At 75.0% G+C, this 19,631-nt stretch carries 18 protein-coding genes; 12 read left to right on the top strand and 6 right to left on the bottom strand.

The genetic code is table 11. The features are described from left to right. Window positions 1–20: 20 nt before the first annotated feature. The 5 genes from V6D49_RS14945 (at window position 21) to V6D49_RS14965 (ending at window position 5,791) form a co-directional block, all read left to right on the top strand. Window positions 21–1,010: a PLP-dependent cysteine synthase family protein gene (locus tag V6D49_RS14945; protein WP_340564027.1), complete on the top strand. Its 990-nt coding sequence runs from the start codon at window positions 21–23 to the stop codon at window positions 1,008–1,010. Next, the gene (locus V6D49_RS14950) at window positions 1,007–2,305 is read left to right on the top strand and encodes an ATP-grasp domain-containing protein (RefSeq protein WP_340560204.1); all 1,299 of its coding nucleotides are present in this window, start codon (window positions 1,007–1,009) and stop codon (window positions 2,303–2,305) included. The genes V6D49_RS14945 and V6D49_RS14950 overlap by 4 nt, the downstream gene beginning before the upstream one ends. After that, window positions 2,302–3,582: an ATP-grasp domain-containing protein gene (locus V6D49_RS14955; RefSeq protein WP_340560206.1), complete on the top strand. Its 1,281-nt coding sequence runs from the start codon at window positions 2,302–2,304 to the stop codon at window positions 3,580–3,582. The genes V6D49_RS14950 and V6D49_RS14955 overlap by 4 nt, the downstream gene beginning before the upstream one ends. Beyond that, entirely contained in the window at window positions 3,579–4,904 is a 1,326-nt protein-coding gene (locus tag V6D49_RS14960; RefSeq protein WP_340560208.1) for an MDR family MFS transporter, read from the top strand. The genes V6D49_RS14955 and V6D49_RS14960 overlap by 4 nt, the downstream gene beginning before the upstream one ends. A 74-nt stretch (window positions 4,905–4,978) precedes the next feature. Next, window positions 4,979–5,791: a VOC family protein gene (locus V6D49_RS14965; RefSeq protein ID WP_340560210.1), complete on the top strand. Its 813-nt coding sequence runs from the start codon at window positions 4,979–4,981 to the stop codon at window positions 5,789–5,791. 61 nt (window positions 5,792–5,852) lie between these two features. On the opposite strand, the gene V6D49_RS14970 is transcribed toward V6D49_RS14965, so the two are convergent. After that, entirely contained in the window at window positions 5,853–6,116 is a 264-nt protein-coding gene (locus tag V6D49_RS14970) for an acyl carrier protein (protein ID WP_340560212.1), read from the bottom strand. A 461-nt stretch (window positions 6,117–6,577) separates the two neighbouring features. Here V6D49_RS14970 and V6D49_RS14975 point away from each other — a divergent pair, with 461 nt between their 5' ends. Continuing rightward, complete coding sequence (locus V6D49_RS14975; protein WP_340560213.1) at window positions 6,578–6,784, top strand: hypothetical protein; 207 nt, start codon at window positions 6,578–6,580, stop codon at window positions 6,782–6,784. Between the two features lie 66 nt (window positions 6,785–6,850). Here the strand turns inward: V6D49_RS14975 and V6D49_RS14980 are convergent, their stop codons facing one another. The 4 genes from V6D49_RS14980 to V6D49_RS14995 all read right to left on the bottom strand — a co-directional run bounded on the left by V6D49_RS14980 (window position 6,851) and on the right by V6D49_RS14995 (window position 12,216). Continuing rightward, the gene (locus tag V6D49_RS14980; RefSeq protein WP_340560215.1) at window positions 6,851–6,979 is read right to left on the bottom strand and encodes an LPFR motif small protein; all 129 of its coding nucleotides are present in this window, start codon (window positions 6,977–6,979) and stop codon (window positions 6,851–6,853) included. A 118-nt stretch (window positions 6,980–7,097) separates the two neighbouring features. Next, window positions 7,098–7,508: a four-helix bundle copper-binding protein gene (locus tag V6D49_RS14985; protein ID WP_340560216.1), complete on the bottom strand. Its 411-nt coding sequence runs from the start codon at window positions 7,506–7,508 to the stop codon at window positions 7,098–7,100. 117 nt (window positions 7,509–7,625) lie between these two features. Continuing rightward, window positions 7,626–9,890 carry a heavy metal translocating P-type ATPase gene (locus V6D49_RS14990; RefSeq protein ID WP_340560218.1) on the bottom strand — a complete coding sequence of 755 codons (2,265 nt, stop codon included), beginning with the start codon at window positions 9,888–9,890 and terminating at the stop codon, window positions 7,626–7,628. 175 nt (window positions 9,891–10,065) lie between these two features. Beyond that, window positions 10,066–12,216 carry a protein kinase domain-containing protein gene (locus V6D49_RS14995; protein WP_340560219.1) on the bottom strand — a complete coding sequence of 717 codons (2,151 nt, stop codon included), beginning with the start codon at window positions 12,214–12,216 and terminating at the stop codon, window positions 10,066–10,068. Between the two features lie 177 nt (window positions 12,217–12,393). On the opposite strand from V6D49_RS14995, the gene V6D49_RS15000 reads away from it, so the two are divergent. Then, complete coding sequence (locus V6D49_RS15000; RefSeq protein ID WP_340560221.1) at window positions 12,394–12,762, top strand: STAS domain-containing protein; 369 nt, start codon at window positions 12,394–12,396, stop codon at window positions 12,760–12,762. A 76-nt stretch (window positions 12,763–12,838) separates the two neighbouring features. Here V6D49_RS15000 and V6D49_RS15005 read toward each other — a convergent pair whose 3' ends face one another. Beyond that, a complete protein-coding gene (locus tag V6D49_RS15005) occupies window positions 12,839–13,735 on the bottom strand; it encodes a SigB/SigF/SigG family RNA polymerase sigma factor (protein ID WP_445330643.1) in 897 nt (298 codons plus the stop codon). Window positions 13,736–13,977: 242 nt separating this feature from the next. On the opposite strand from V6D49_RS15005, the gene V6D49_RS15010 reads away from it, so the two are divergent. The 5 genes from V6D49_RS15010 (at window position 13,978) to egtD (ending at window position 19,539) form a co-directional block, all read left to right on the top strand. Next, a complete protein-coding gene (locus V6D49_RS15010; protein WP_340560223.1) occupies window positions 13,978–14,751 on the top strand; it encodes a VOC family protein in 774 nt (257 codons plus the stop codon). A gap of 126 nt (window positions 14,752–14,877) precedes the next feature. Continuing rightward, window positions 14,878–16,248 carry an ergothioneine biosynthesis glutamate--cysteine ligase EgtA gene (gene egtA, locus V6D49_RS15015; protein ID WP_340560224.1) on the top strand — a complete coding sequence of 457 codons (1,371 nt, stop codon included), beginning with the start codon at window positions 14,878–14,880 and terminating at the stop codon, window positions 16,246–16,248. Then, window positions 16,248–17,714, top strand: coding sequence for an ergothioneine biosynthesis protein EgtB (egtB, locus tag V6D49_RS15020; protein ID WP_340560226.1), 1,467 nt, complete (start codon window positions 16,248–16,250; stop codon window positions 17,712–17,714). Before egtA ends, egtB begins: the two co-directional genes overlap by 1 nt. Then, window positions 17,714–18,559, top strand: a complete 846-nt coding sequence (gene egtC / locus V6D49_RS15025) for an ergothioneine biosynthesis protein EgtC (protein ID WP_340560228.1) — start codon at window positions 17,714–17,716, stop codon at window positions 18,557–18,559. Before egtB ends, egtC begins: the two co-directional genes overlap by 1 nt. After that, window positions 18,556–19,539: an L-histidine N(alpha)-methyltransferase gene (gene egtD / locus V6D49_RS15030; protein ID WP_340560230.1), complete on the top strand. Its 984-nt coding sequence runs from the start codon at window positions 18,556–18,558 to the stop codon at window positions 19,537–19,539. Before egtC ends, egtD begins: the two co-directional genes overlap by 4 nt. The last annotated feature ends 92 nt before the right edge of the window (window positions 19,540–19,631 follow it).

Genomic DNA, 19,631 nt, shown 5'->3' on the forward strand with positions numbered 1-19,631 from the left:
GACCGCCTGTGTCCCACCGCATGTCACTGGAGCCGCTGACCGTCGCGCCACGGGTCGTCGACGGCATCGACGAGTTGATCGGCAACACCCCCCTGCTCAGGATCCCCGTCGAGAACGGGGCGCCCGGCGTCCAGGTGCTCGGCAAGCTGGAGGCGGCGAACCCGCTCTCCAGTGTCAAGGACCGGACGGCGCTGTGGATGCTGCGGGCCGCCGAGGAGTCCGGGCGGCTCGCGCCCGGCGGGACCGTGATCGAGGCGACGTCGGGGAACACCGGGATCGCGCTGGCAGCGCTCAGCGCGGTGCGCGGGTACCGGTGCGTGATCGTGCTGCCCGACAGCGTCACGCGGGAGCGGATCGCGTTGCTGGAGGCGCTGGGCGCGGAGGTCGTGCTGACGCCGCGTGAGCTGCTCTACCAGGGCGCCATCGACCGGGCGTGGGAGTTGCACCAGCGCACGCGGGGTTCGTGGTTCGCCCGGCAGCACGAGAACGCCGCGAACGTGGCGGCGCACCGGGAGAGCACGGGCCCGGAGGTCTGGGCCGACACCGAGGGCCGGGTGGACGTGTTCCTGGCCGGGATCGGGACGGGCGGGACGCTGTGCGGCACCGCCGGGTACCTGAAGGAGCGCGACCCGGGGGTCCGGGCGATCGGGGTGGAGCCGGCCTCGTCGCCGCTGCTGACGCGGGGGCGGGCCGGGGAGCACGCCATTCCGGGGCTCAACGGCGGTTTCGTCGCCCCGACGACGGACGTCGGCCTCATCGACGAGGTGCTGGTCGTCTCCGACGAGGACGCCCTGGCGACGGCGCGGTGGTTGGCGGCGCGGGTCGGGGTCCTGGCGGGCATCTCCTCTGGGGCGGCCGTCTGCGGGGCGCTGAGCGTCGCCCGTCGGCCGGAGAGCGCGGGCAGGACGATCGTGACCGTGCTGCCCGACACGGGCGAGCGGTATCTGAGCATCTGGTCGCACGCCGCCGGTGATCCCGGCGCGGGCCGGACGGAGGGGGAGGGCCGGTGAGGACGGAACGGACCGTGCTGCTCGTCGGGGCGACCGACGAGACCGTGCGTCAGGCGGTGGAGCTGGGGCTGCACGTGCTGCTGCTCCAGCATCCGACCAAGGCGAGCGAGGAGCAGCGGCGGCTGGCCGCGTCGTTGACGGTCGTGGACTACACGCGGTGGGAGCTGGTGGAGCCTGTCGTGCGCGAGCTGTTCGCGTCGCCGGGGTTCGCGGCGGCCACCTCGCTGACCGAGCCGGGGCTGGAGAACGCGGCCCGCGTCAACGACCTGTTCGGCCTGGGCGGTACGGGGCACGAGGTCGCCCTGCGCTTCCGCGACAAGCAGGTCATGCGGGCCCACCTGGCGGCCGTCGACCCGGGGGCGGTGGCGGCGGCGCCGCTGCGGAGCCGGGCGGAGCTGGACGAGTTCGGTGTGCGGTGCGGCTACCCGTTCATCGTGAAGCCGACGGACGCGACGGCGAGCATCGGCGTGCAGCGCGTGGACGGGCCGCAGGACGCGGACCGGGTGTGGGCCCGCGTGCGCGCGCTGTCGGGGACCCGGACCGACCGTGTGACGTCGCTGTTCCTGCTGCGGGACTTCCTGATGGAGGAGTACCTCGACGGGCCGGAGTTCAGCGTCGAGTCGTTCAGCTTCGCGGGCCGGCACGTCGTGGTCGCGATCACGGAGAAGTTCACGCATCCGGCGCACTTCGCCGAGCTGGGCCACGCGTTGCCCGCACGGCTGGCGCCCGCGACGGAGGAGCGCGTCCGGGCCGACGTGGGCCGCTTCCTGGATCTGATGGGCTTCCGCGACGGGGTCTGCCACACCGAGATACGGATCGGTGAGCGGGGCGTGCGGGTCATCGAGAGCCACAACCGGATCGCCGGTGACGCCATTCCGGAGCTGGTGCGGGCCGCGTACGGGGTGGACCTCGGCACGCTGGCCCTCGGCTGGCCGTTCCGGCTGGTTCAGGAGCTGCCCGACCGGCCCGAGGCGCACGCCGGGGCGGCGGTGCGGGCGGTGGTGGGCGAGCCGGGGGAGGTGGAGTCCGTCGGCGGGGTCGAGGAGGCGCTGCACCGGGACGACGTCCTGGACGTGCGGCTCACCGCGCGGCCGGGTCAGACCGTCCGGGACGTGGCCGACAACTGGGACCGGCTGGGCCTGGTGGCCGTCACCGCCGAGGACACGACCGCCGCCGTGCTGCGCGGGGCGGAGGTCGTCGAGGAGGTCGTCGACGTGCGGGTGCGCGCGGCCGACGGCGTCTCCCGCCGGGCGCGGGTGGCGGAGATCGTGGAGCGGACGGTGAGCCCGGCGTGAGCGTCCTGGTGCTGCACCGCAATCCGCTGGAGCCCTTCCCCTACCGGGAGTGGCTGACCGGGCTGGAGGGCGACGTCGTCGTGCTCGCCGACCGGGGGAAGATCCTGGCGGCCGGTGAGGAGCCCCCGGAGGGCGACCTCGGCTACGCGCGCCTGGAGGTCTTCGACGACTTCGACGCCCCCGACGTCCTGGAACGGGCCCTGGAGCTGGCCGTCCGGCACCGCGTCACCTCGGTGATCGCCTTCCACGAGGCGGACGTCGCGCGGGCGGCGTGGCTGCGCGAACGCCTCGGGCTGGCCGGGGCGTGGCCGCGGGACGTCCTGCCGTTCCGGGACAAGCTGCTGATGAAGCGGCTGGCGGCGGAGCACGGGGTGGAGGTCGCCCCGCACGCCGTGCCCGCGACGGCCGGGGCGGCCCGGGCGTTCGCCGACGTGCACGGGCTGCCGCTGGTGTTCAAGGAGCGCGACGGCTTCAACGCGATCGGGCTGCGCGTCGTCCGGGAGGAGGCGGAGCTGGCGGACTGCCTGGCCGCGCTGTTCACCGGCGCCGCGCCGCGCGAGGACGTCCTGCTGGAGGCGTTCGTGCCCGGCCGGATGTGCCACGTGGACGGACTCGTCGTGGACGGCCGCGTCGCGGTGGCGTGGCCTTCGCAGTACCAGTACGACCTGTCCTCCTTCGGCGCCGACCCGGGCCCGCGCGTCGACCTGACGCTCGATGAGGACGACCCGCTGACGCCCCGGCTGCTGGAGCTGACGGACCGGACGCTGGCGGCGCTCACGGGCGGCGGCTCGCGGCTGCGTGACCACGCGTTCCACGCCGAGATCTTCCACACTCCCGACGACCGGCTCGTGCTGTGCGAGATCGCCTGCCGCCCCGGGGGCGCGAAGATCCGGGAGGTGTTCGAGGTGCTGTTCGGCATGCACCTGGGGGCGTACGCCTCCCGCGCCGAGGCGGGGCTGCCGCTGGCGGGCCTGACGGGCCCGGCGGGCAGTGAGCGGCCCCGGCCGCGCGCCATGGCGGGCCAGGTGCTGACGATGAAGCGGCCCGGCCGCGTCCGTGCGGTACCCGGCGTGCCGGACGAGCCGTGGGTGGAGGGCTTCTGGGTGTACGTCCGGCCGGGCCAGGTGATTCCCCGGGCGGCCACGTCGTCGGACTTCCTGTCGGCGGCGGTGGCCTCGGGGCCGTCACGGGCCGAGGCCGAGCGTCGGCTGCGGGCGCTGGGCGAACGCGTTCTGGCCGAAACCGTGGTGGAAGCGGCCCTGGAGGGCGCCTCGTGAAGCGGCCGTCGACCAGGGCCCGGTACATGCTGGGCATGGTGGTCGATGCCACCGGCAGTGGCATGTTCCTGCCACTGTCGCTGCTGTACTTCCACCACGTGACCGACCTGCCCCTGACGCAGGTCGGCACCATCATGACGGCCGCGGCCGTCCTCGCGCTGCTGAGCAACCCGGCGGCCGGCGTCCTCATCGACCGCTTCGGGGCGCGGGCCGTCCTCGTCGGCGGCTACCTGCTGCGGGCGGTCGGCTTCTGCGCCTACCCGCTGGTCGACGACGGGTACGCGATGTTCGGGGTGTTGCTGCTCGTCGGCCTCGGGGACGTCTCGTTCCCGCCCGCCGTGCAGTCCTTCGTGGCGGAGATCGCGCGCGGCACGGAACGCGACACGCTGCTCGCCGCGCAGCGCAGCCTGCGCAACGCGGGGCTGGGCGTGGGCGGGCTGGTCGCCAGCGGGCTGCTGGCGCTCGGCAGCGACTCGGCGTACACGGTGATCGTGCTGGTCGTCAGCGCCGGGTACGTCTCGGCGGCGCTGCTCATCCGCACCATCGGGACGGGGAGCAGGGCCGCGTCGGCCGCCGGACGCCCGCCCGTGCCGGGCAGCGGCTTCCGCACGGTGATGCGGAACCGGCCGTTCATGGGGCTGACGGCGCTGAACGTGCCGACGGCGTTCGGCTACATGGTGCTGTCGGTGAGCCTGCCCGTCTACATCACGCAGGAACTCGACGCGTCCCACTCGCTCGTGGGGGTGCTGTACGCGGTCAACACGGTGTGCATCGCGCTGCTCCAGATCCCGGTGACGCGCTTCCTCGTGCGGTACCGCAGGACGCGCGCGGTGGCGCTCGGCGCGGTCGTGTTCGCCGGTTCCTTCGGCGGCTTCGCGCTGCTCGGCGCCTTGTCGAACGGCACCACGCTGATCGTCGGCGTCTTCGTGGCGACGGCGGCGTTCACCGCCGGTGAGCTGATGCACGGGGCGACGGCCTCCGCGCTGGTCGCCCAGGCGGCCCCGGAGGCGACGCGCGGCCGTCACATGGCGGTCTATCAGCTCTCCTGGGCGGTGCCGATCGCGCTGGCCCCGGCGGTGCTGACGGCCCTGCTGACGCTGTCCCCGACGGGCATGTGGCTGCTGCTGGCGGCCGGGGTGACCGTCTCGGCGGTGGGGATGGTGCGGCTGGAGCCCCGGCTGCCGGCGCACGCGGTGCGGCCGGACGTGCCGGCGCCCGCCGAGCCGGCGGCCCCGGCGGGAGACCGGGCGGGTTCGGCGGTCCCGGCGCCCACCGCACCACCGGGCCCTCCGGCGGGCAGGAAGCGGCGCGTTCGGACCTGAACCGTGTCGGGAGGCGACTGTCAGAGGCGGGTGCGAACCTGACGCGGAGGGGATCGACGCGAAAGGACATCGCCATGATCACTACCGACTTCGTGCCCGGCTCGCCGTCCTGGCTGGACCTGGGTGCTCCGGACATCAACACCGCCACCGCCTTCTACCGTTCCGTGTTCGGCTGGGGCACCGAAACGATGGAGGGCGAGGACGGCGAGATCGGGTACGCCATGTTCCAGGAGGACGGCAAGTACGTCGGCGCCGTCGGCAAGCTGGAGGAGCAGGGCACCCGCCCGGCCTGGATGATCTACTTCGGCACCGACGACATCGACGTCACGACGCGGGCGGTGGAGCGGCTCGGCGGTACGGTCCGCGTCCCTCCGATGGAGGTACCGGGCGAGGGCAGGATGGCCCAGTACACCGACCCGCAGGGCGGGCAGTTCGCCGCCTGGCAGCCCGGGACGAGCGGGTCCTCCGGCCTGCAGATGACGGACGACCCCAACAGCCTGTGCTGGACGGAGCTGATGACCACGGACGCCGCCGGGGCCCGGAGCTTCTACGGCGAGGTCTTCGGCTGGCGCTTCGACGACATGCCGCTCCCGGGGGACGCGGAGGGCACCTACACGTGCCTGACGCCGGCCGGTCAGCCGGAGGAGCGGATGCACGGCGGGCTGATGGAGCTGCCCGCCGACGCCTTCGCGGAGATGGGCGGCACGCCCTACTGGCACCCCGTGTTCGCGGTGGAGGACGTCGACGCCGCCGTGGCCCGCGCCCAGGAGAACGGCGGCACGCTCCGGACGGGGCCCGACGACGCCGAGGGCGTCGGCCGCATGGCGGTCGTGGTGGACGGCGCGGGGGCGGACTTCGTACTGCTGAAGCCGCAGCCGCCGCAGTGAGGCGCCGCCCGCCCGCGCCGCGGACCGTCTCGCCCGCGCCTCGGACCGTCTCGCCCGCGTCTCAGACCGTCTCGCCCGTGGCGAGGGAGTCGAGATAGGCGTCGGCGGCGCGGTCGAGGAGGTCGGCGGCCTCCGTCAGGTTGCAGGTGACGGCGAAGCGCTCCATGCGCAGGCCGGTGCGCTCCTCGATGATCGTGCCCAGTTCGGTCAGGGCGAGGGAGTCCATGTCGAGTTCGGCGAACGTCGCGTGCGGATGCAGGTTCATCCGCGGGAGGCCGAAGGTCTCGTGCAGGATCTCCACGAGCAGGTTCAGGGCCACAGACATCGCATTCCCCTTCCGGGACGGTCCGACGGCGGCGCGACGGCGGTGGGCCGACGCGCGGGGTCCACGATGCAGGCCGCCGCACCGCCGTCCCGGTAGCGTGCCGTCCCCGTCCCGCCGTCTTCACCCTCGTGGGCCATCCGCCACGGGCCGGTGGCTTCCGCGCGGCAGCGGGGACGGCGATCGCCGTCACGGTGCGGGCGCTGCGGGTGGGCGGGCGTCGGGTCCTCCCGTGTGCGCCTCCCGAGGTAATCGAGTGGCCCGGGTCGGGCGGTCCGGGCCCGGGGCACGGGGGTGGAACTTCCCTTTTCCCGCGTGGAGTTGTCTATCGTCCTCGGCCGTCCGAGCGGTGCGGGGGTGTGGGGCGGCGGCTCGCGCAGATGGCTCACTCCAGGTGTGAAAAGGGCGGTTCGGTGCGAAATTGCAGTTGATCACATTTACCCCCCTCAACCTGGAGGAGAGACATGACCCGCATCCGTACCCTGGCCGCCGCCACCGCCATCGCCGCCTTCGGCGTGATGGCCGGCGCGGGGACCGCCGCCGCCTGCGACCGTGGCGGCGACGAATACGAGACGGAGATCACGACCGTCGTGAACGCCTGCAACTCGTACGGCGACCAGTACGGCCTGATCAACCTCTCCGGCGGCAACGTCTGCGTCGACTTCGACTGACGTACCGCGCACCACGCGGCTGCCCCGGACCGGACGGTCCGGGGCAGCCGCGCGTTCGTCTCCGGGTCAGTGCCGGCCGCGGGCGCTGCTCGACGCTCCGCTGAACAGCCGGGCGACGGCCCGGAAGGGCAGGGTGACGAGGGTCGCGAGCGCTCCGCCGATGGAGCGCAGAACGTCTGCGATGGCCCTCAGCATGATGGTGCCTCCGTCCTGGTCCGCAAGGGGTCCGTGCACAGCGCGTGCCCGGCGCGGCCGCACGGAAACCCGTTCGCGCGGCGCCTACCCGAGCGTGCCGCCTACCCGAGCGTGCCGCCTACCCGAGCGTGGCCAGCAGGTCGCGGCAGGCCGACTCGCAGCGACGGCAGGTGTCGGCGCACACGCGGCAGTGCGCGTGGCCGGAGGCGTGCCGCTCGCACACGTCGGCGCACGCCGCGCAGGCCGTCGCACAGGCCTCCAGCATGGCGCGGGTGATGTTCGCGTCGTACTCGGTGTGGCGGGAGAGGACCCGGCCCGTCGTGTCGCAGATGTCCGCGCAGTCGAGGTTGGTGCGGATGCACTTCCGCAGTTGGGCGACCTCGTCCTCGGAGAGGCAGGCGTCCGCGCAGGCGGTACAGGCCTCCGTGCAGGCGAAGCACTCCTCGATGCAGCGCGCGAGCGCCACCCGGTCGACCTCGCCCAGCGACGCGGGGTACGTCTCCAGCATGTCCTTCGCCGGGGTGGCCATGATCATCGCCTCCTTCGGTACGGGCCCCGGCGGGCGCCGGGGCGCACCGGGCGGGTAACCGAGGGGGCGGTCCGTGACACCTCGCACCGCCCCCTCGTGCCGGACGGGATCCGCCCGTCAGCGCTCCGCCCTGAAGGAGCGCAGCCGCATGCTGTTGGCCACGACGGAGACGGAGGAGAACGCCATCGCGGCCCCGGCGATCATGGGGCTCAGCAGACCGGCCGCGGCCAGCGGGAGGGCCAGGACGTTGTAACCGAAGGCCCAGACGAGGTTCGACCTGATGGTGGCCAGCGTCCGGCGGGAGAGGCGGACGGCGTCGGCGGCGGTCCGCAGGTCGCCCCGGACGAGGGTGAGGTCGCCCGCCTCGATGGCGGCGTCGGTGCCGGTGCCCATGGCCAGCCCCAGATCGGCCTGGGCGAGGGCGGCGGCGTCGTTGACCCCGTCGCCCACCATCGCCACCGAGCGTCCCTCGCTCTGGAGTCGCCGAACGACGTCGACCTTGTCCTGCGGCATGACCTCGGCGATGACCTCGTCGATGCCCACCTCCGCGGCGACCGCGCGGGCGACGGCGGTGTTGTCGCCCGTCAGCAGGACGGGGGTGAGGCCGAGCGCGCGCAGCCGCCGCACGGCCTCGGCGCTGGTGGGCTTGACGGCGTCGGCCACCTCCAACAACGCCCGGACCGCGCCGTCCCACGCCACGGCGATCACCGTCCGGCCGCCCGCCTCGGCCTCGGCCTTCGCGGCGGCCAGCGGTTCCGGCAGGTCGAGCGACCACGCGGTGAGCAGCTTCTCCCGGCCGACGAGGACGGCGTGCCCCTCCACGACGCCCTGGACGCCGAGGCCGGGGACGTTCCTGAAGTCCTCGGGCGCGGGCAGCTCCCCGACGCGCTCGGCCGCCGCCGTGGCGACGGCCCGGGCGACGGGGTGCTCGGAGGCGTGCTCCAGAGCGCCGGCCAGCCGCAGCACCCGCTCCTCGTCCTCGCCCTCGGCGGTGCGGACGGCGAGCAGCGTCATCCTGCCGGTGGTGACGGTGCCCGTCTTGTCCAGGACGACGGTGTCGGCCCTGCGGGTCGTCTCCAGGACCTCGGGGCCCTTGATGAGGATGCCGAGCTGGGCGCCGCGCCCGGTGCCGACCATGAGGGCGGTCGGCGTGGCCAGGCCGAGCGCGCAGGGGCAGGCGATGATCAGCACGGCGACGGCGGCGGTGAAGGCGGCCGTCAGCCCGGCGCCGCTGCCCAGCCAGAAGCCGAGGGTGCCCACCGCGAGCACGATGACGACGGGCACGAACACGGCGGAGATGCGGTCGGCCAGCCGCTGCGCGGCGGCCTTGCCGTTCTGCGCCTCCTCCACCAGGTGGGCCATGCGCGCGAGCTGGGTGTCCGCGCCGACGCGGGTGGCCCGGACGACGAGCCGCCCCCCGGCGTTGAGCGTGGCGCCCGTGACGGCGTCGTCCACGGACACCTCCACCGGGACGGACTCGCCGGTCAGCATCGAGGCGTCCACGGCGGAGGAGCCCTCCACCACGACGCCGTCGGTGGCGATCTTCTCGCCGGGGCGGACGAGGAAGTGGTCCCCGACGGCGAGCTCCGCCGTCGGGACGCGGTGCTCGCGGCCGTCGCGCAGGACGGTGACCTCCTTGGCGCCCATCTCCAGCAGCGCCCGGAGGGCCGCACCGGCGCGCCGCTTGGAGCGGGCCTCGAAGTAGCGGCCGGCCAGGAGGAAGGTGGTGACGCCGGCGGCGGCCTCCAGATAGATGTTCCCCGCCCCGTCACTGCGCGAGATCGACAGCTCGAAGGGGTGCGTCATGCCCGGCGTCCCCGCGGTTCCGAGGAACAGCGCCCACAGCGACCAGAGGAACGCGGCCGAGGTGCCCACCGAGACCAGGGTGTCCATCGTGGCCGCCCGGTGCCGGGCGTTGGTCACGGCGGCCCGGTGGAACGGCAGCCCGCCCCACACGACGACGGGCGCGGCCAGCGTCAGGGACAGCCACTGCCAGTACGTGAACTGCAGGGCCGGGATCATGGCCAGGGCGATGACCGGGGCGGACAGCACGGCGGAGACGATCACCCGCTGACGCAGCGCCGCCAGTGCGTCGGGGCCGCCCGGGGCCTCCCCGGTGTCGGGGCCGCCGGTGTCGGGGGCCGGACTGCGGGGTGGGGGCTCGGCTGCGGTGTAGCCGGTGGCCTTGACGGTGGCGATGAGGTCGGCCACGGCCACGTCACCCGCATAGGTGACCTTGGCCTTCTCGGTGGCGTAGTTGACGGTGGCCTCGACCCCGTCCATGCGGTTGAGCTTCTTCTCGATCCGCGCGGCGCACGAGGCGCAGGTCATGCCGCCGATGGCGAGTTCGACCTCGGCGGTGCGGGAGGCGGCGGTGGTCATCACGGCTCCGGACGTCGGCTGAACAGGTCCAGGGTACCCGGGAGGGGTAACCCGTCCTTCATTCATACCCCTAGGGGGTATGAAACGCAAGCACGGGAGCCCGGGGCGGCCGGGGAACGCGAACGCCCGCCCGGTCGGGGCCGACCGGGCGGGCGCGGGGGTGAACGGCTGAGGGCTACTTCTCCAGCGTCGGTTCGGCGAGGACACCGACCAGGTTGTTGTCGCAGCCGCTGGGCTCCATGTCGATGCGGACACGCAGCACGTCGGTGACGTCCACGCTCATCTCCTGCGGGCGGCCCAGCGTGAGGGCGCGGGTGGCGAGCTGCTTGCCCTCCGCGTTGCTGATCGTCAGCTGCAGCTGCTTGCCCGCCGTCGAGGTGTCGGTGACGCCCGCGACGAAGGTCAGCTTCCGCCACCCGCGCTGGAGGTCGTACTCGGTGACCGAACCGCAGCTGTGCCGGGTCAGGAGCGCGTCCGCGTAGAACGTCGTGTCCAGCGTGGCCGTGGCCTGCTCGAACCCGCCGTTCTCCTCGATCGGCTGGAGGAGCGTCAACGGGATCTCGTCCTGGTCCTCGGGAACGACGGGCGGCTCCGAGCTGGCGGCGGGGTCCGGGCTCTCCGCCTCGGTGTCCTCCTCCGGGCCCGAGGGCGTCGGGGCCACGTCGGCCGGGACGTCCTCGGCGCCGTCGGTCTCCTCCGGGGCGGTCTCCTCGGTGGCGTCCTCGCCGTCGGAGGTGGTGTCCTCGCCGTCCTGGGAGGCTGCGGCGTTCTCCTTGTCGTCGCCCAGGTACGTCGTCGCCGCGAAGGTGCCCGCGCCGGCGAGGAGGGCCACGGCGAGCACGACGGAGGTGACGAGCAGGGCCCGGCGGGACTTCTTCTTCGCGGGGGCCGGGGGGTGGGCGCCGTGCCCCGCCGGGCCGGGGACCGGCGTCGGCGCGGTCGCGTAGGGGTTCGGCTGCTGCCCGCCGGGCGCGCCCGGGTACCCGTACCCCGTACCTGTGGCGTACGGAGAGGCCGCCTGGGTGGCGACGTGTGCGGGGGCGGGTGGGCCCCCTGCGGCGCCGAGGGCGAACGTCGGGTGATCGGGCTGGGGGCCCGGCGCCGAGGTCGGCACCGGCTGCCCCGCCGGTGGCACCGGCTGCCCCGCCTGTGGCGTCGGCATGGCCGGGGGCGTGGCCGGACGACCGGCGTCCTGCGGCGCCGCGTCCACCGGCGCCGCGTCCTGGGGGCCCGCGTCGACCGGCCCGGCGTCCTGGGGCCCGGCGTCCTGGGGTGCCGGGGCGTGGGACGGGGTCGGGGGAGCGGTGGGCCGGGCCGGCGCGGGGGCGGCGTTCGGCGGCGGCGGTGCGTCGGGCCGCGCGGGCGCGGCGGCCTGACCGGCGACGGCCGCACCGGCCGCCGCGCCCGCCGCGTCCGCCGCCCGCGAGGTGGACGACGTCGTGGTGAAGACCGCCTGCCGCAGCCGCTTGACCCAGGAGGACAGCGAATCCGGCCGCGCCGCCGGGTCGGCCGCGAAGACGGCCAGCACCTCCTCCCGGCTCTCCTCGTCCAGCGCCGTCAGGGCGGGCAGCGCGCGGAACTGGCCGCGCACCTGCTCGGGGGTGCTTGCCGGGGACTCGCCCGCCAGCAGGAAGTAGGCGATCGCCCCGAAGGCGTAGCGGTCGGTGGCGGGCGTCCGACGGCCCTCGAAGACCTCGGGCGCCGCGAAGCCCGGGGTGAACCACACCTCCGCCGTCCGGTGCTCGGCGGTCAGCTTGCTCAGCCCGAAGTCGACGAGCGTGGCCTGGCCGTGGGCGTCGATCATGACGTTGCCGGGGGAGAGGTCGCCGTGTACGACGACGCGCCCCGAGGGCGTGCCCTTGCCCAGGTGCAGCCAGTCCAGCACCTCGGCCAGCTGCTCCAGGTAGCGCAGGGCCTCGCGGCGCTCGGTGACCGTCTCCAGGGTGTGCTCGGCCCGCCAGTCGCGCAGGTCCAGCCCCTCGACGTGGTTCATCACCAGGCACAGGGCCCGGCCGGGTGGGTTCCCGGCCTCCCCGGCCCGATGCGGGGGCAGTCCCTCGAAGTGCTCGCGGATGCCGACGACCCCGAGCCGGTGGACGAAGCGCAGCAGCTCCGCCTGCTCGCTCCAGCGCGCGCTGATCTTCGCGAACTCCTGCGGCCGCATGGTCTCCTGGGTGTCCAGCACCTTGACCACGACGGGCTCCGCCGCGCCCCCGAGCTGGATCTCCGCCAGGTACAGCACGGCCTCGCCGCCCCGCCCGATGGACCGCAGCAAGCGGTAGCGGTCCGGCGCTGACTCAGGACCGATGTAGAGACTGGTGTCCAACTCTCCCCCGTAGCTGATCTCAGGGCGGAGCCTCTCCAACTCCCCCTGGCCGTAAGCCCCTGTCGGCGCGGGGTCACTGTAGTGGAACCCGCGCGCCCGGCGGGGGCGCGTCCGGCCGGGGCGGTCGGGGAGACCCCCGTCTTCCGCTGTGGGGACCGACCGGGGATCATGGGAGCCATGACTACCGCGCACGAGAATTCGGCGGCCGGCGGGCCCAGCCCCGCGAAGGTCGTCGCGGACGGACACCCGCGGGACGGGGCTCTGGTCGTCGTCGTGACCGGTGAGGTGGACCTGGACGCGGCCCAGGAGCTCGGCCGGGCGCTGGAGGACGGGCTGGCGGGCCCGGCGTCCTGTGTGGTCGCCGACTTCAGCCGGGTGACGTTCTGCGACTCCACGGGGCTCAACGTGCTGCTCCGCGCCCACCACGGCGGGGACCTGCGGATCGCCGGCCCGCCGCCGTCCGTCACCCGGCTGCTGGAGCTGACCGGCGCGGACGCCGTCCTGCGCCTCTACCCGGACGTGGCGACGGCGGTGGCCGGGGGCTGACACGGGCCCCGGCCGCCGCCGTCGCAGGTGGTGGTCCGTGCGCGGGCCACCTGAGGCGGCCGCTCCGCGCGGTGGGTCAGCGTTCCGTGAGCAGCCCCTTGCGCAGCTTCCCGAGGGTGCGGGACAGCAGCCGGGAGATGTGCATCTGGGACAGGCCCAGCTCGGCACCGATCTGTGCCTGCGTCATCTCGTCGCCGAAGCGCATCTGCAGGATGCGGCGCTCGCGGTCGTCCAGCTCGGCCATCAGCGGCCGCAGCGACTCGAAGTTCTCCACGCCCTCCAGGGCCGGGTCGATCTCGCCGATGCGCTCGGCGACGCTCGGGCCGCCGCCGGCCTCACCGGTCTCGTCGCCGCCGGCGTCCAGCGAGCCGGCCGTGTAGCCGTTGCTCGCGACGACGCCCTCGATGACCTCCTCCTCGCTCAGGTCGAGGTGCCGGGCCAGCTCGGCGGTCGTCGGGGCGCGGCCGAGGCGCTGCGAGAGCTGGTCGCCGGCCTTGGCGAGGTCGATGCGCAGTTCCTGGAGCCGCCGGGGGACGCGCACCGACCAGCTCGTGTCGCGGAAGAAGCGCTTGATCTCGCCCATGATGTAGGGCACGGCGAAGGTGGTGAACTCCACTTCGCGCGCCGGGTCGAACCGGTCGATGGCCTTGATCAGCCCGATCGTGCCGACCTGGATCATGTCCTCCGTCTCGGCCGCGCGGTTGCGGAACCGGCGGGCGGCGTAACGGACCAGGGACAGGTTGATCTCGATCAGCGTGTTCCTGGCGTACTGGTACTCGGGGGTGCCCTCTTCCAGCGTCTGGAGCCGGTCGATGAAGAGCCGGGTGAGGTCCCGGGCGTCCATGGGGGCGACGGCCTGCGCCTCGCTGACGCACGGCAGACCCGCCTCCGCCGCCACGCTTTCGTCCTGCGCGGCCGGCGCCGCGACGGTGCCCTCCTGGACCGCGTGCGTCGACTGTCCGGCCGTTGCCATGGTGCTCACGCGAGCCCTCCCTGGATTCGTTCCGTGGACGGCGGTCCGCCTACCCGCCATTTCCATGACCACACGTCCCCGAGCGGCCACCTTCACGGAAGCATCACAGAATCTCCGCACCGGACCGTGCCGCCGTGCGGGCCGCCCGGGCGGGGGTTTCCGGCCTGCGGGGCGGCCGGTTCGCCGCTAGCGTGATCCGGTGAGGGCTCCGGACCAGGAGCCGGCGAGCGGAAGGCAAGGTCATGCCCGCACGACCTGAGGGCGTCCCCTGCTGGGCCGACATGATGGTGGCGGACCTGGACGCGGCCGAGCACTTCTACGGCGAGCTCCTCGACTGGACGTTCGTCGACGGTGGCGACGCGCTGGGCAACTACACGGAGGCCCGCTCGGACGGGGCCGCCGTCGCCGCGCTGGCACCGCTGCTGCCGGGCCAGGAGGACTGGCCGACCACCTGGACGCTGTACTTCTCCTCCCGGGACGCCGACGCGACGGCCGAGCGGGTCCGCGCCGGGGGCGGCGCCGTCGTGATGGGGCCCACCAGCATCTTCGACATCGGCCGGATGTGCGTCGCCCGCGACCCGGGCGGCGCCGTGTTCGGCGCGTGGCAGGCCGGGCGGCACCCGGGGTTCGGCAAGCGCGGGGTGCCCGGCGCGTTCGCGTGGGCCGAGGTGCGCACCGGCGAACCCGAGGAGGCGGACGCGTTCTACCCCGCCGTCTTTCCCTTCACGGCGCGTCCGCTGCCACAGGCCGGGGGCGACGTGGCCGGGTGGGAGGCGGACGGGGAGTTGGTCGCCGCCCGCCGCCGCACGACGGCTGACCGGCCGGCCGAGCCCCCGGCCTACGTCGACGTGCACTTCGGCGTTCGCGATTGCGACGAGGCCGTCGCCGTCGTGGAGCGGCTCGGCGGGGACGTGCGGGCGGGCCCCGCCGACAGCCCCTTCGGACGGGTGGCCGCCGTCGTCGACCCGTGGGGCTCGCCCTTCTCCGTCATCGACCCCGCGCGCCGGGCGGAGTAGCCGCCGGCGCACTCCGGTCGCCTGCTGCGACCGGTTTCGGACACAGGTTTCACCGGACAGCTGGGACGGGCAGTAAGGGTGATTGTGTGCCCCGTCCCGTGGTCCGCCGTTCCGGGAGGAGTTGCCGTGGACACCGTGGTACAGAACGCCGACAGTGGTCCCGATCCCCGTTCCGAGGGACCGCGCATCCCCACCGATACCGACACCGGCGACGCCGCCCGCCCCGGGCCCGTCCGGACCGCACCCGACCCCGGCGCCGCCGGGCTGACGGAGGCGCAGGCCGCGTCGTACATCGGGGGCATCTGCTTCAAGACCGGCCCGCCCCGACGGGTCGGGGTGGAACTGGAGTGGCACGTCCGCGACCGGGAGGACCCCGCCCGCGCGGTGCCCGTCCGGCTGATCGACGCCGCGCTCGCCCCGTTCCTGCCGGGCGGCACCCCCGGGCGGCTGCCCGGCGGCAGCCGCATCACCCGGGAGCCGGGCGGCCAACTGGAGCTGAGCAGCCCGCCGGGGGATTCGCTGGCCGCCTGCCTCAGCCTCGCCGCCACCGACCTCGCCGTCGTCCGCGAGGCGCTGGCCGCCGCCGGGGCCGGGCTGCACGGCCACGGGCTCAACCCCTTCCGCACACCGCCCAGGGTGCTCGACCACCCGCGGTACCGGGCCATGGAGGCCCACTTCGACCGGCTCGGCCCCTGGGGGCGGGCCATGATGCGCGGCACCGCCGCCGTGCAGGTCAGCCTCGACGCCGGGGACGAGGGTGACGGCCCCACCGGCTACCGGCGGCGCTGGGACCTCGTCCACCGGCTCGGCCCCGTCCTGGTCGCCGCCTTCGCCAACTCGCCGCGCTGGAACGGCCGCCGCACCGGCTGGGCCTCCACCCGGCAGCGCATCTGGTACCACACCGACCCCGGACGCACCCGTCCGCCGCGCCTGGGCGGCCCGCCGCGGAGCGAGTGGGCCCGCTACGCGCTCGACGCCCCGCTGCTGTGCCTGCGCCGCGAACACGACGGCCCGGGCGCGGACTGGACGGCGCCACCCCGGCTGACCTTCCGCGACTGGCTGCGCGGCGACTGCGCCGAACGGCCGCCCACGCGGGCCGACCTGGACTACCACCTCAGCACCCTCTTCCCGCCCGTCCGCCCGCGCGGCTGGCTGGAGCTGCGCATGATGGACGCCCAGCCGGGCGACGGCTGGGTCGCCGCCACGGCGGTCGCCGCGACGCTGCTGGACGATCCGCGCGCCGCCGCCGCCGCGTTCGCGGCCACCGAACCCCTGGCCGCCCGACCGCCCGGCCCGGCCCTGTGGCTGCGCGCCGCCCGCTACGGGCCCGCCGATCCGCTGCTCGGCCCGGCGGTGCGGGCCTGCGTGGCCGCCGCCGAGTCCGCGCTCGCCACCACGGCGGACGGCGGCACCGCGCACCGGGCCGTCGCCGAGTTCGCCGAACGTTACGCCGATCGTGGCCGTTGCCCGGCCGACGTCCACCGAGGAGCCGCCTGATGTCCGCCGTACCCGCCCGCCACGCGACGCCGACCGACGCGGTCGCGGGCGCGCCCGTGGCCACGCCCGCCGTCGTCCCCTCACCGCACCCGGACACCGCCCCCGAGGCCTGCGCCGCCCGTGCGCTCGCGGCCCTGGAGGCGGCCCGGGCGCGCACCCTCGGCCTCGTCGACTGCCTGGACGAGGACGGGCTCACCGCCCAGCACTCGCCTCTCATGTCCCCCCTGGCCTGGGACCTGGCCCACATCGGCAACCAGGAGGACCTGTGGCTGCTGCGCCGGGCGGGCGGCCGTCCCGGCGTCCGCCCGGACCTCGACCCCGTCTACGACGCGTTCCTCACCCCGCGCGCCGACCGGCCGGGGCTGCCGATGCTGCCGCCGACGGAGGCCCGCCGCTACGTGGCCGAGGTCCGCGCCCAGGCGCTGGAGGTGCTGGAGAAGGCGCCGCCGGACGCCGAACGGCTCACCCGCTCGGCGTTCGTCTTCGGCATGATCGCCCAGCACGAGCAGCAGCACGACGAGACGATGCTGGCCACGCACCAGTTGCGCCGGGGCCCGGCCGTGCTGCACGCGCCGCCCCCGCCCGGCGTGCCGGACGGCACCCCGCCGCCGGAGGTCCTCGTGCCCGGCGGCCCGTTCACCATGGGCACCGACGACGACCCCTGGGCCCTGGACAACGAGCGCTCGGCCCACCGCGTCGACGTCCCCGCCTTCTGGCTGGACACCACGCCCGTCACCGCCGGCGCCTACGCCGCGTTCATCGACGACGGCGGCTACGACGAGCCGCGCTGGTGGCACCCGGACGGCTGGGCCCACGTGCTTCGCACCGGGCTGCGCGCGCCCCTCTTCTGGCGCCGCGACGGCGACGGCTGGACGCGTCGGCGCTTCGGCCGCGTCGAGCCCGTGCCGCCGGACAGCCCGGTGCTGCACGTCAGCTGGTACGAGGCCGACGCCTACGCCCGCTGGGCCGGGCGGCGGCTGCCCACCGAGGCCGAGTGGGAGAAGGCCGCCCGGTACGACCCCGCCACCGGCCGTTCCCGCCGCTACCCCTGGGGCGAGGCCGATCCGGGGCCCGAGCACGCCAACCTCGGCCAGCGTCACCTGGAGCCCGCGCCGGCCGGGGCCTACCCGCTGGGCGAGGCGCCCTGCGGCGCGCGGCAGCTGCTCGGCGACGTCTGGGAGTGGACGGCCTCCGACTTCACGCCCTACCCCGGCTTCGAGGCGTACCCGTACCCGGAGTACTCGGAGGTCTTCTTCCCGGCGGGGGCGGGTTCGGCCGGGAGCGCCGGGGCCGCTGACTACAAGGTCCTGCGCGGCGGCTCGTTCGGTACCGCGCACGTGGCCTGCCGGACGACGTTCCGCAACTGGGACTACCCGGTCCGGCGGCAGATCTTCGCCGGTTTCCGCACGGCCCGTGCCACCGATACCGCCGACGCCACCGCCGCCCGGCGGCCGGAGCGTGCCTGATGTGCCGTCATCTCGCCTACCTGGGGCCTCCCGTTCCCCTGGCCCGGCTGCTCACCGGCGTCCGGCACGGGCTGTACGAGCAGGCGTGGGCGCCGCGCCGGCAGCGGTACGGCACGGTCAACGCCGACGGGTTCGGCGTCGGCTGGTACCCGCCCGGCGCGGGGGAGCGGCCCGCCCGCTACCGGCGTGCGGTGCCGATATGGGCCGACGGGAACCTGCCGGACCTGGGCCGCGCCGTCTACAGCCACGCGGTGCTCGCGGCCGTCCGCGACGCCACGGCGGGCACGACGCAGGACGAGAGCGCCGCAGCGCCCTACGCGGACGGCCCGTGGCTCTACAGCCACAACGGTGCCGTGCCCGACTGGACCCATCTCGTGGACGACCTCGCGCCGTCGGTGCGTCCGCCCGCCGCCGAGCTGCTCGCGCTGGAGTCCCGCTGCGACTCCGCGCTGCTGTGGACGCTGGCGCGGGCCCGGTTGCGCGCGGGCGAGCCGGCCGGAGCCGTCCTGGCCGACCTGGTGCTGCGCGTCGCGGCGGTCCGCCCCGGGGCGCGGCTCAACCTCCTCGTCACCGACGGCCGCACCGTCACGGCCACCCGGCACGGCGACACGCTGTGGTACCGGACGGCCGAGGGCGGCGTCACCGTCGCCTCCGAGCCGGACGCGCGCGACGGGTGGCAGGAGGTGCCGGAGGGGTCCGTGCTGCGGGCCACGCCCACGGCCGTGCGCACCGCTCCGCTCGACGCCGCCGCGCGGCGGCCGGAGCCGCCGCCCGGAACCGCCGGGCGGCCGGACGGCCGTCCGCAGCCCGCAGCCCCCGCCCCGGAGAGGACCACCTCGGCATGACCAGCAGCTCCGACCGCTTCAGCCTCACCCGCCGCCTTCCCGCCGACCACCAGGCCGAGGCGCTGCGCTCCGACGTCCTCAAGGGCCTGACCGGGCAGCCCAAGACCCTGCCGCCCAAGTGGTTCTACGACGGGCGCGGCAGCGAACTCTTCGAGCGCATCACCCGGTTGCCCGAGTACTACCCCACCCGCGCCGAGCACGCGATCCTCCGGCAGCGGGCCGACGAGATCGCCGGGGCGGCCGGGGCGGCCACCCTCGTCGAGCTCGGTTCGGGCTCCTCCCGCAAGACGCGGCTCCTGCTGGACGCCCTCACCGCGCGCGGCACCCTGCGGCTGTACGCGCCACTGGACGTCAGCGAGGACGCGCTCGTCGCGGCGGGCGGCGCCCTGACGGCGGACTACCCCGGCCTCACGGTCGCGGCGGCCGTCACCGACTACGAGGTGGACCTCACGCTGCCGGGGAAGGGGCCCCGGCTCGTGGCCTTCCTCGGCGGCACCCTCGGCAACCTGGACGACGCGGGCCGCCGTGCCTTCTACGCCGCGCTGCGCCCGCAGCTCGGGCCCGGGGACGGGCTGCTGCTGGGCGCGGACCTCGTGAAGCCGGCCGACGTCCTCGTCCCCGCCTACGACGACGCGCAGGGGGTCACCGCCGAGTTCAACAAGAACGTCCTGCACGTGCTCAACCGGGAGCTGGACGCGGGCTTCGACCCCGACGCGTTCGACCACCGCGCCCTGTGGAACGCGCAGGAGTCCCGGATCGAGATGCGGCTGTGCTCCCGCCGTGCGCAGACGGTGCCGGTGCCCGCGCTCGACCTCACCGTCGACTTCGAACGCGGGGAGGAGCTGCGCACGGAGATCTCGGTGAAGTTCCGCCGCGACGGCCTCACCGCCGAGCTGGCACGGGCGGGGTTCGACGTCCGCCACTGGTGGACGGACGAGGGCGGGCGCTTCGCCCTCCTCCTCGCCACCCCCGCTCCGTAGGGCTCCTGAGCCCCCGTCACCTCAGCTGTTCGCCGCGACGCCGGCACCGGTCCCGCCCGGTGTCGGCGTCGCGGCGATTCGCGCGGTTTGTG

This window comes from Streptomyces sp. GSL17-111, from assembly GCF_037911585.1.
GTDB lineage: Bacteria > Actinomycetota > Actinomycetes > Streptomycetales > Streptomycetaceae > Streptomyces.

Excerpts from the sequence above, each read along its gene's own strand:
- V6D49_RS14945 (WP_340564027.1), top strand. The coding sequence starts at position 21 with ATGTCACTGGAGCCGCTGACCGTCGCGCCACGGGTCGTCGACGGCATC.
- V6D49_RS14965 (WP_340560210.1), top strand. The coding sequence starts at position 4,979 with ATGATCACTACCGACTTCGTGCCCGGCTCGCCGTCCTGGCTGGACCTG.
- V6D49_RS14970 (WP_340560212.1), bottom strand. The coding sequence starts at position 6,116 with ATGTCTGTGGCCCTGAACCTGCTCGTGGAGATCCTGCACGAGACCTTC.
- V6D49_RS14975 (WP_340560213.1), top strand. The coding sequence starts at position 6,578 with ATGACCCGCATCCGTACCCTGGCCGCCGCCACCGCCATCGCCGCCTTC.
- V6D49_RS14980 (WP_340560215.1), bottom strand. The coding sequence starts at position 6,979 with ATGCTGAGGGCCATCGCAGACGTTCTGCGCTCCATCGGCGGAGCGCTC.
- V6D49_RS14985 (WP_340560216.1), bottom strand. The coding sequence starts at position 7,508 with ATGGCCACCCCGGCGAAGGACATGCTGGAGACGTACCCCGCGTCGCTG.
- V6D49_RS14990 (WP_340560218.1), bottom strand. The coding sequence starts at position 9,890 with ATGACCACCGCCGCCTCCCGCACCGCCGAGGTCGAACTCGCCATCGGC.
- V6D49_RS15000 (WP_340560221.1), top strand. The coding sequence starts at position 12,394 with ATGACTACCGCGCACGAGAATTCGGCGGCCGGCGGGCCCAGCCCCGCG.
- V6D49_RS15005 (WP_445330643.1), bottom strand. The coding sequence starts at position 13,735 with ATGGCAACGGCCGGACAGTCGACGCACGCGGTCCAGGAGGGCACCGTC.
- V6D49_RS15010 (WP_340560223.1), top strand. The coding sequence starts at position 13,978 with ATGCCCGCACGACCTGAGGGCGTCCCCTGCTGGGCCGACATGATGGTG.
- egtB (WP_340560226.1), top strand. The coding sequence starts at position 16,248 with ATGTCCGCCGTACCCGCCCGCCACGCGACGCCGACCGACGCGGTCGCG.
- egtC (WP_340560228.1), top strand. The coding sequence starts at position 17,714 with ATGTGCCGTCATCTCGCCTACCTGGGGCCTCCCGTTCCCCTGGCCCGG.
- egtD (WP_340560230.1), top strand. The coding sequence starts at position 18,556 with ATGACCAGCAGCTCCGACCGCTTCAGCCTCACCCGCCGCCTTCCCGCC.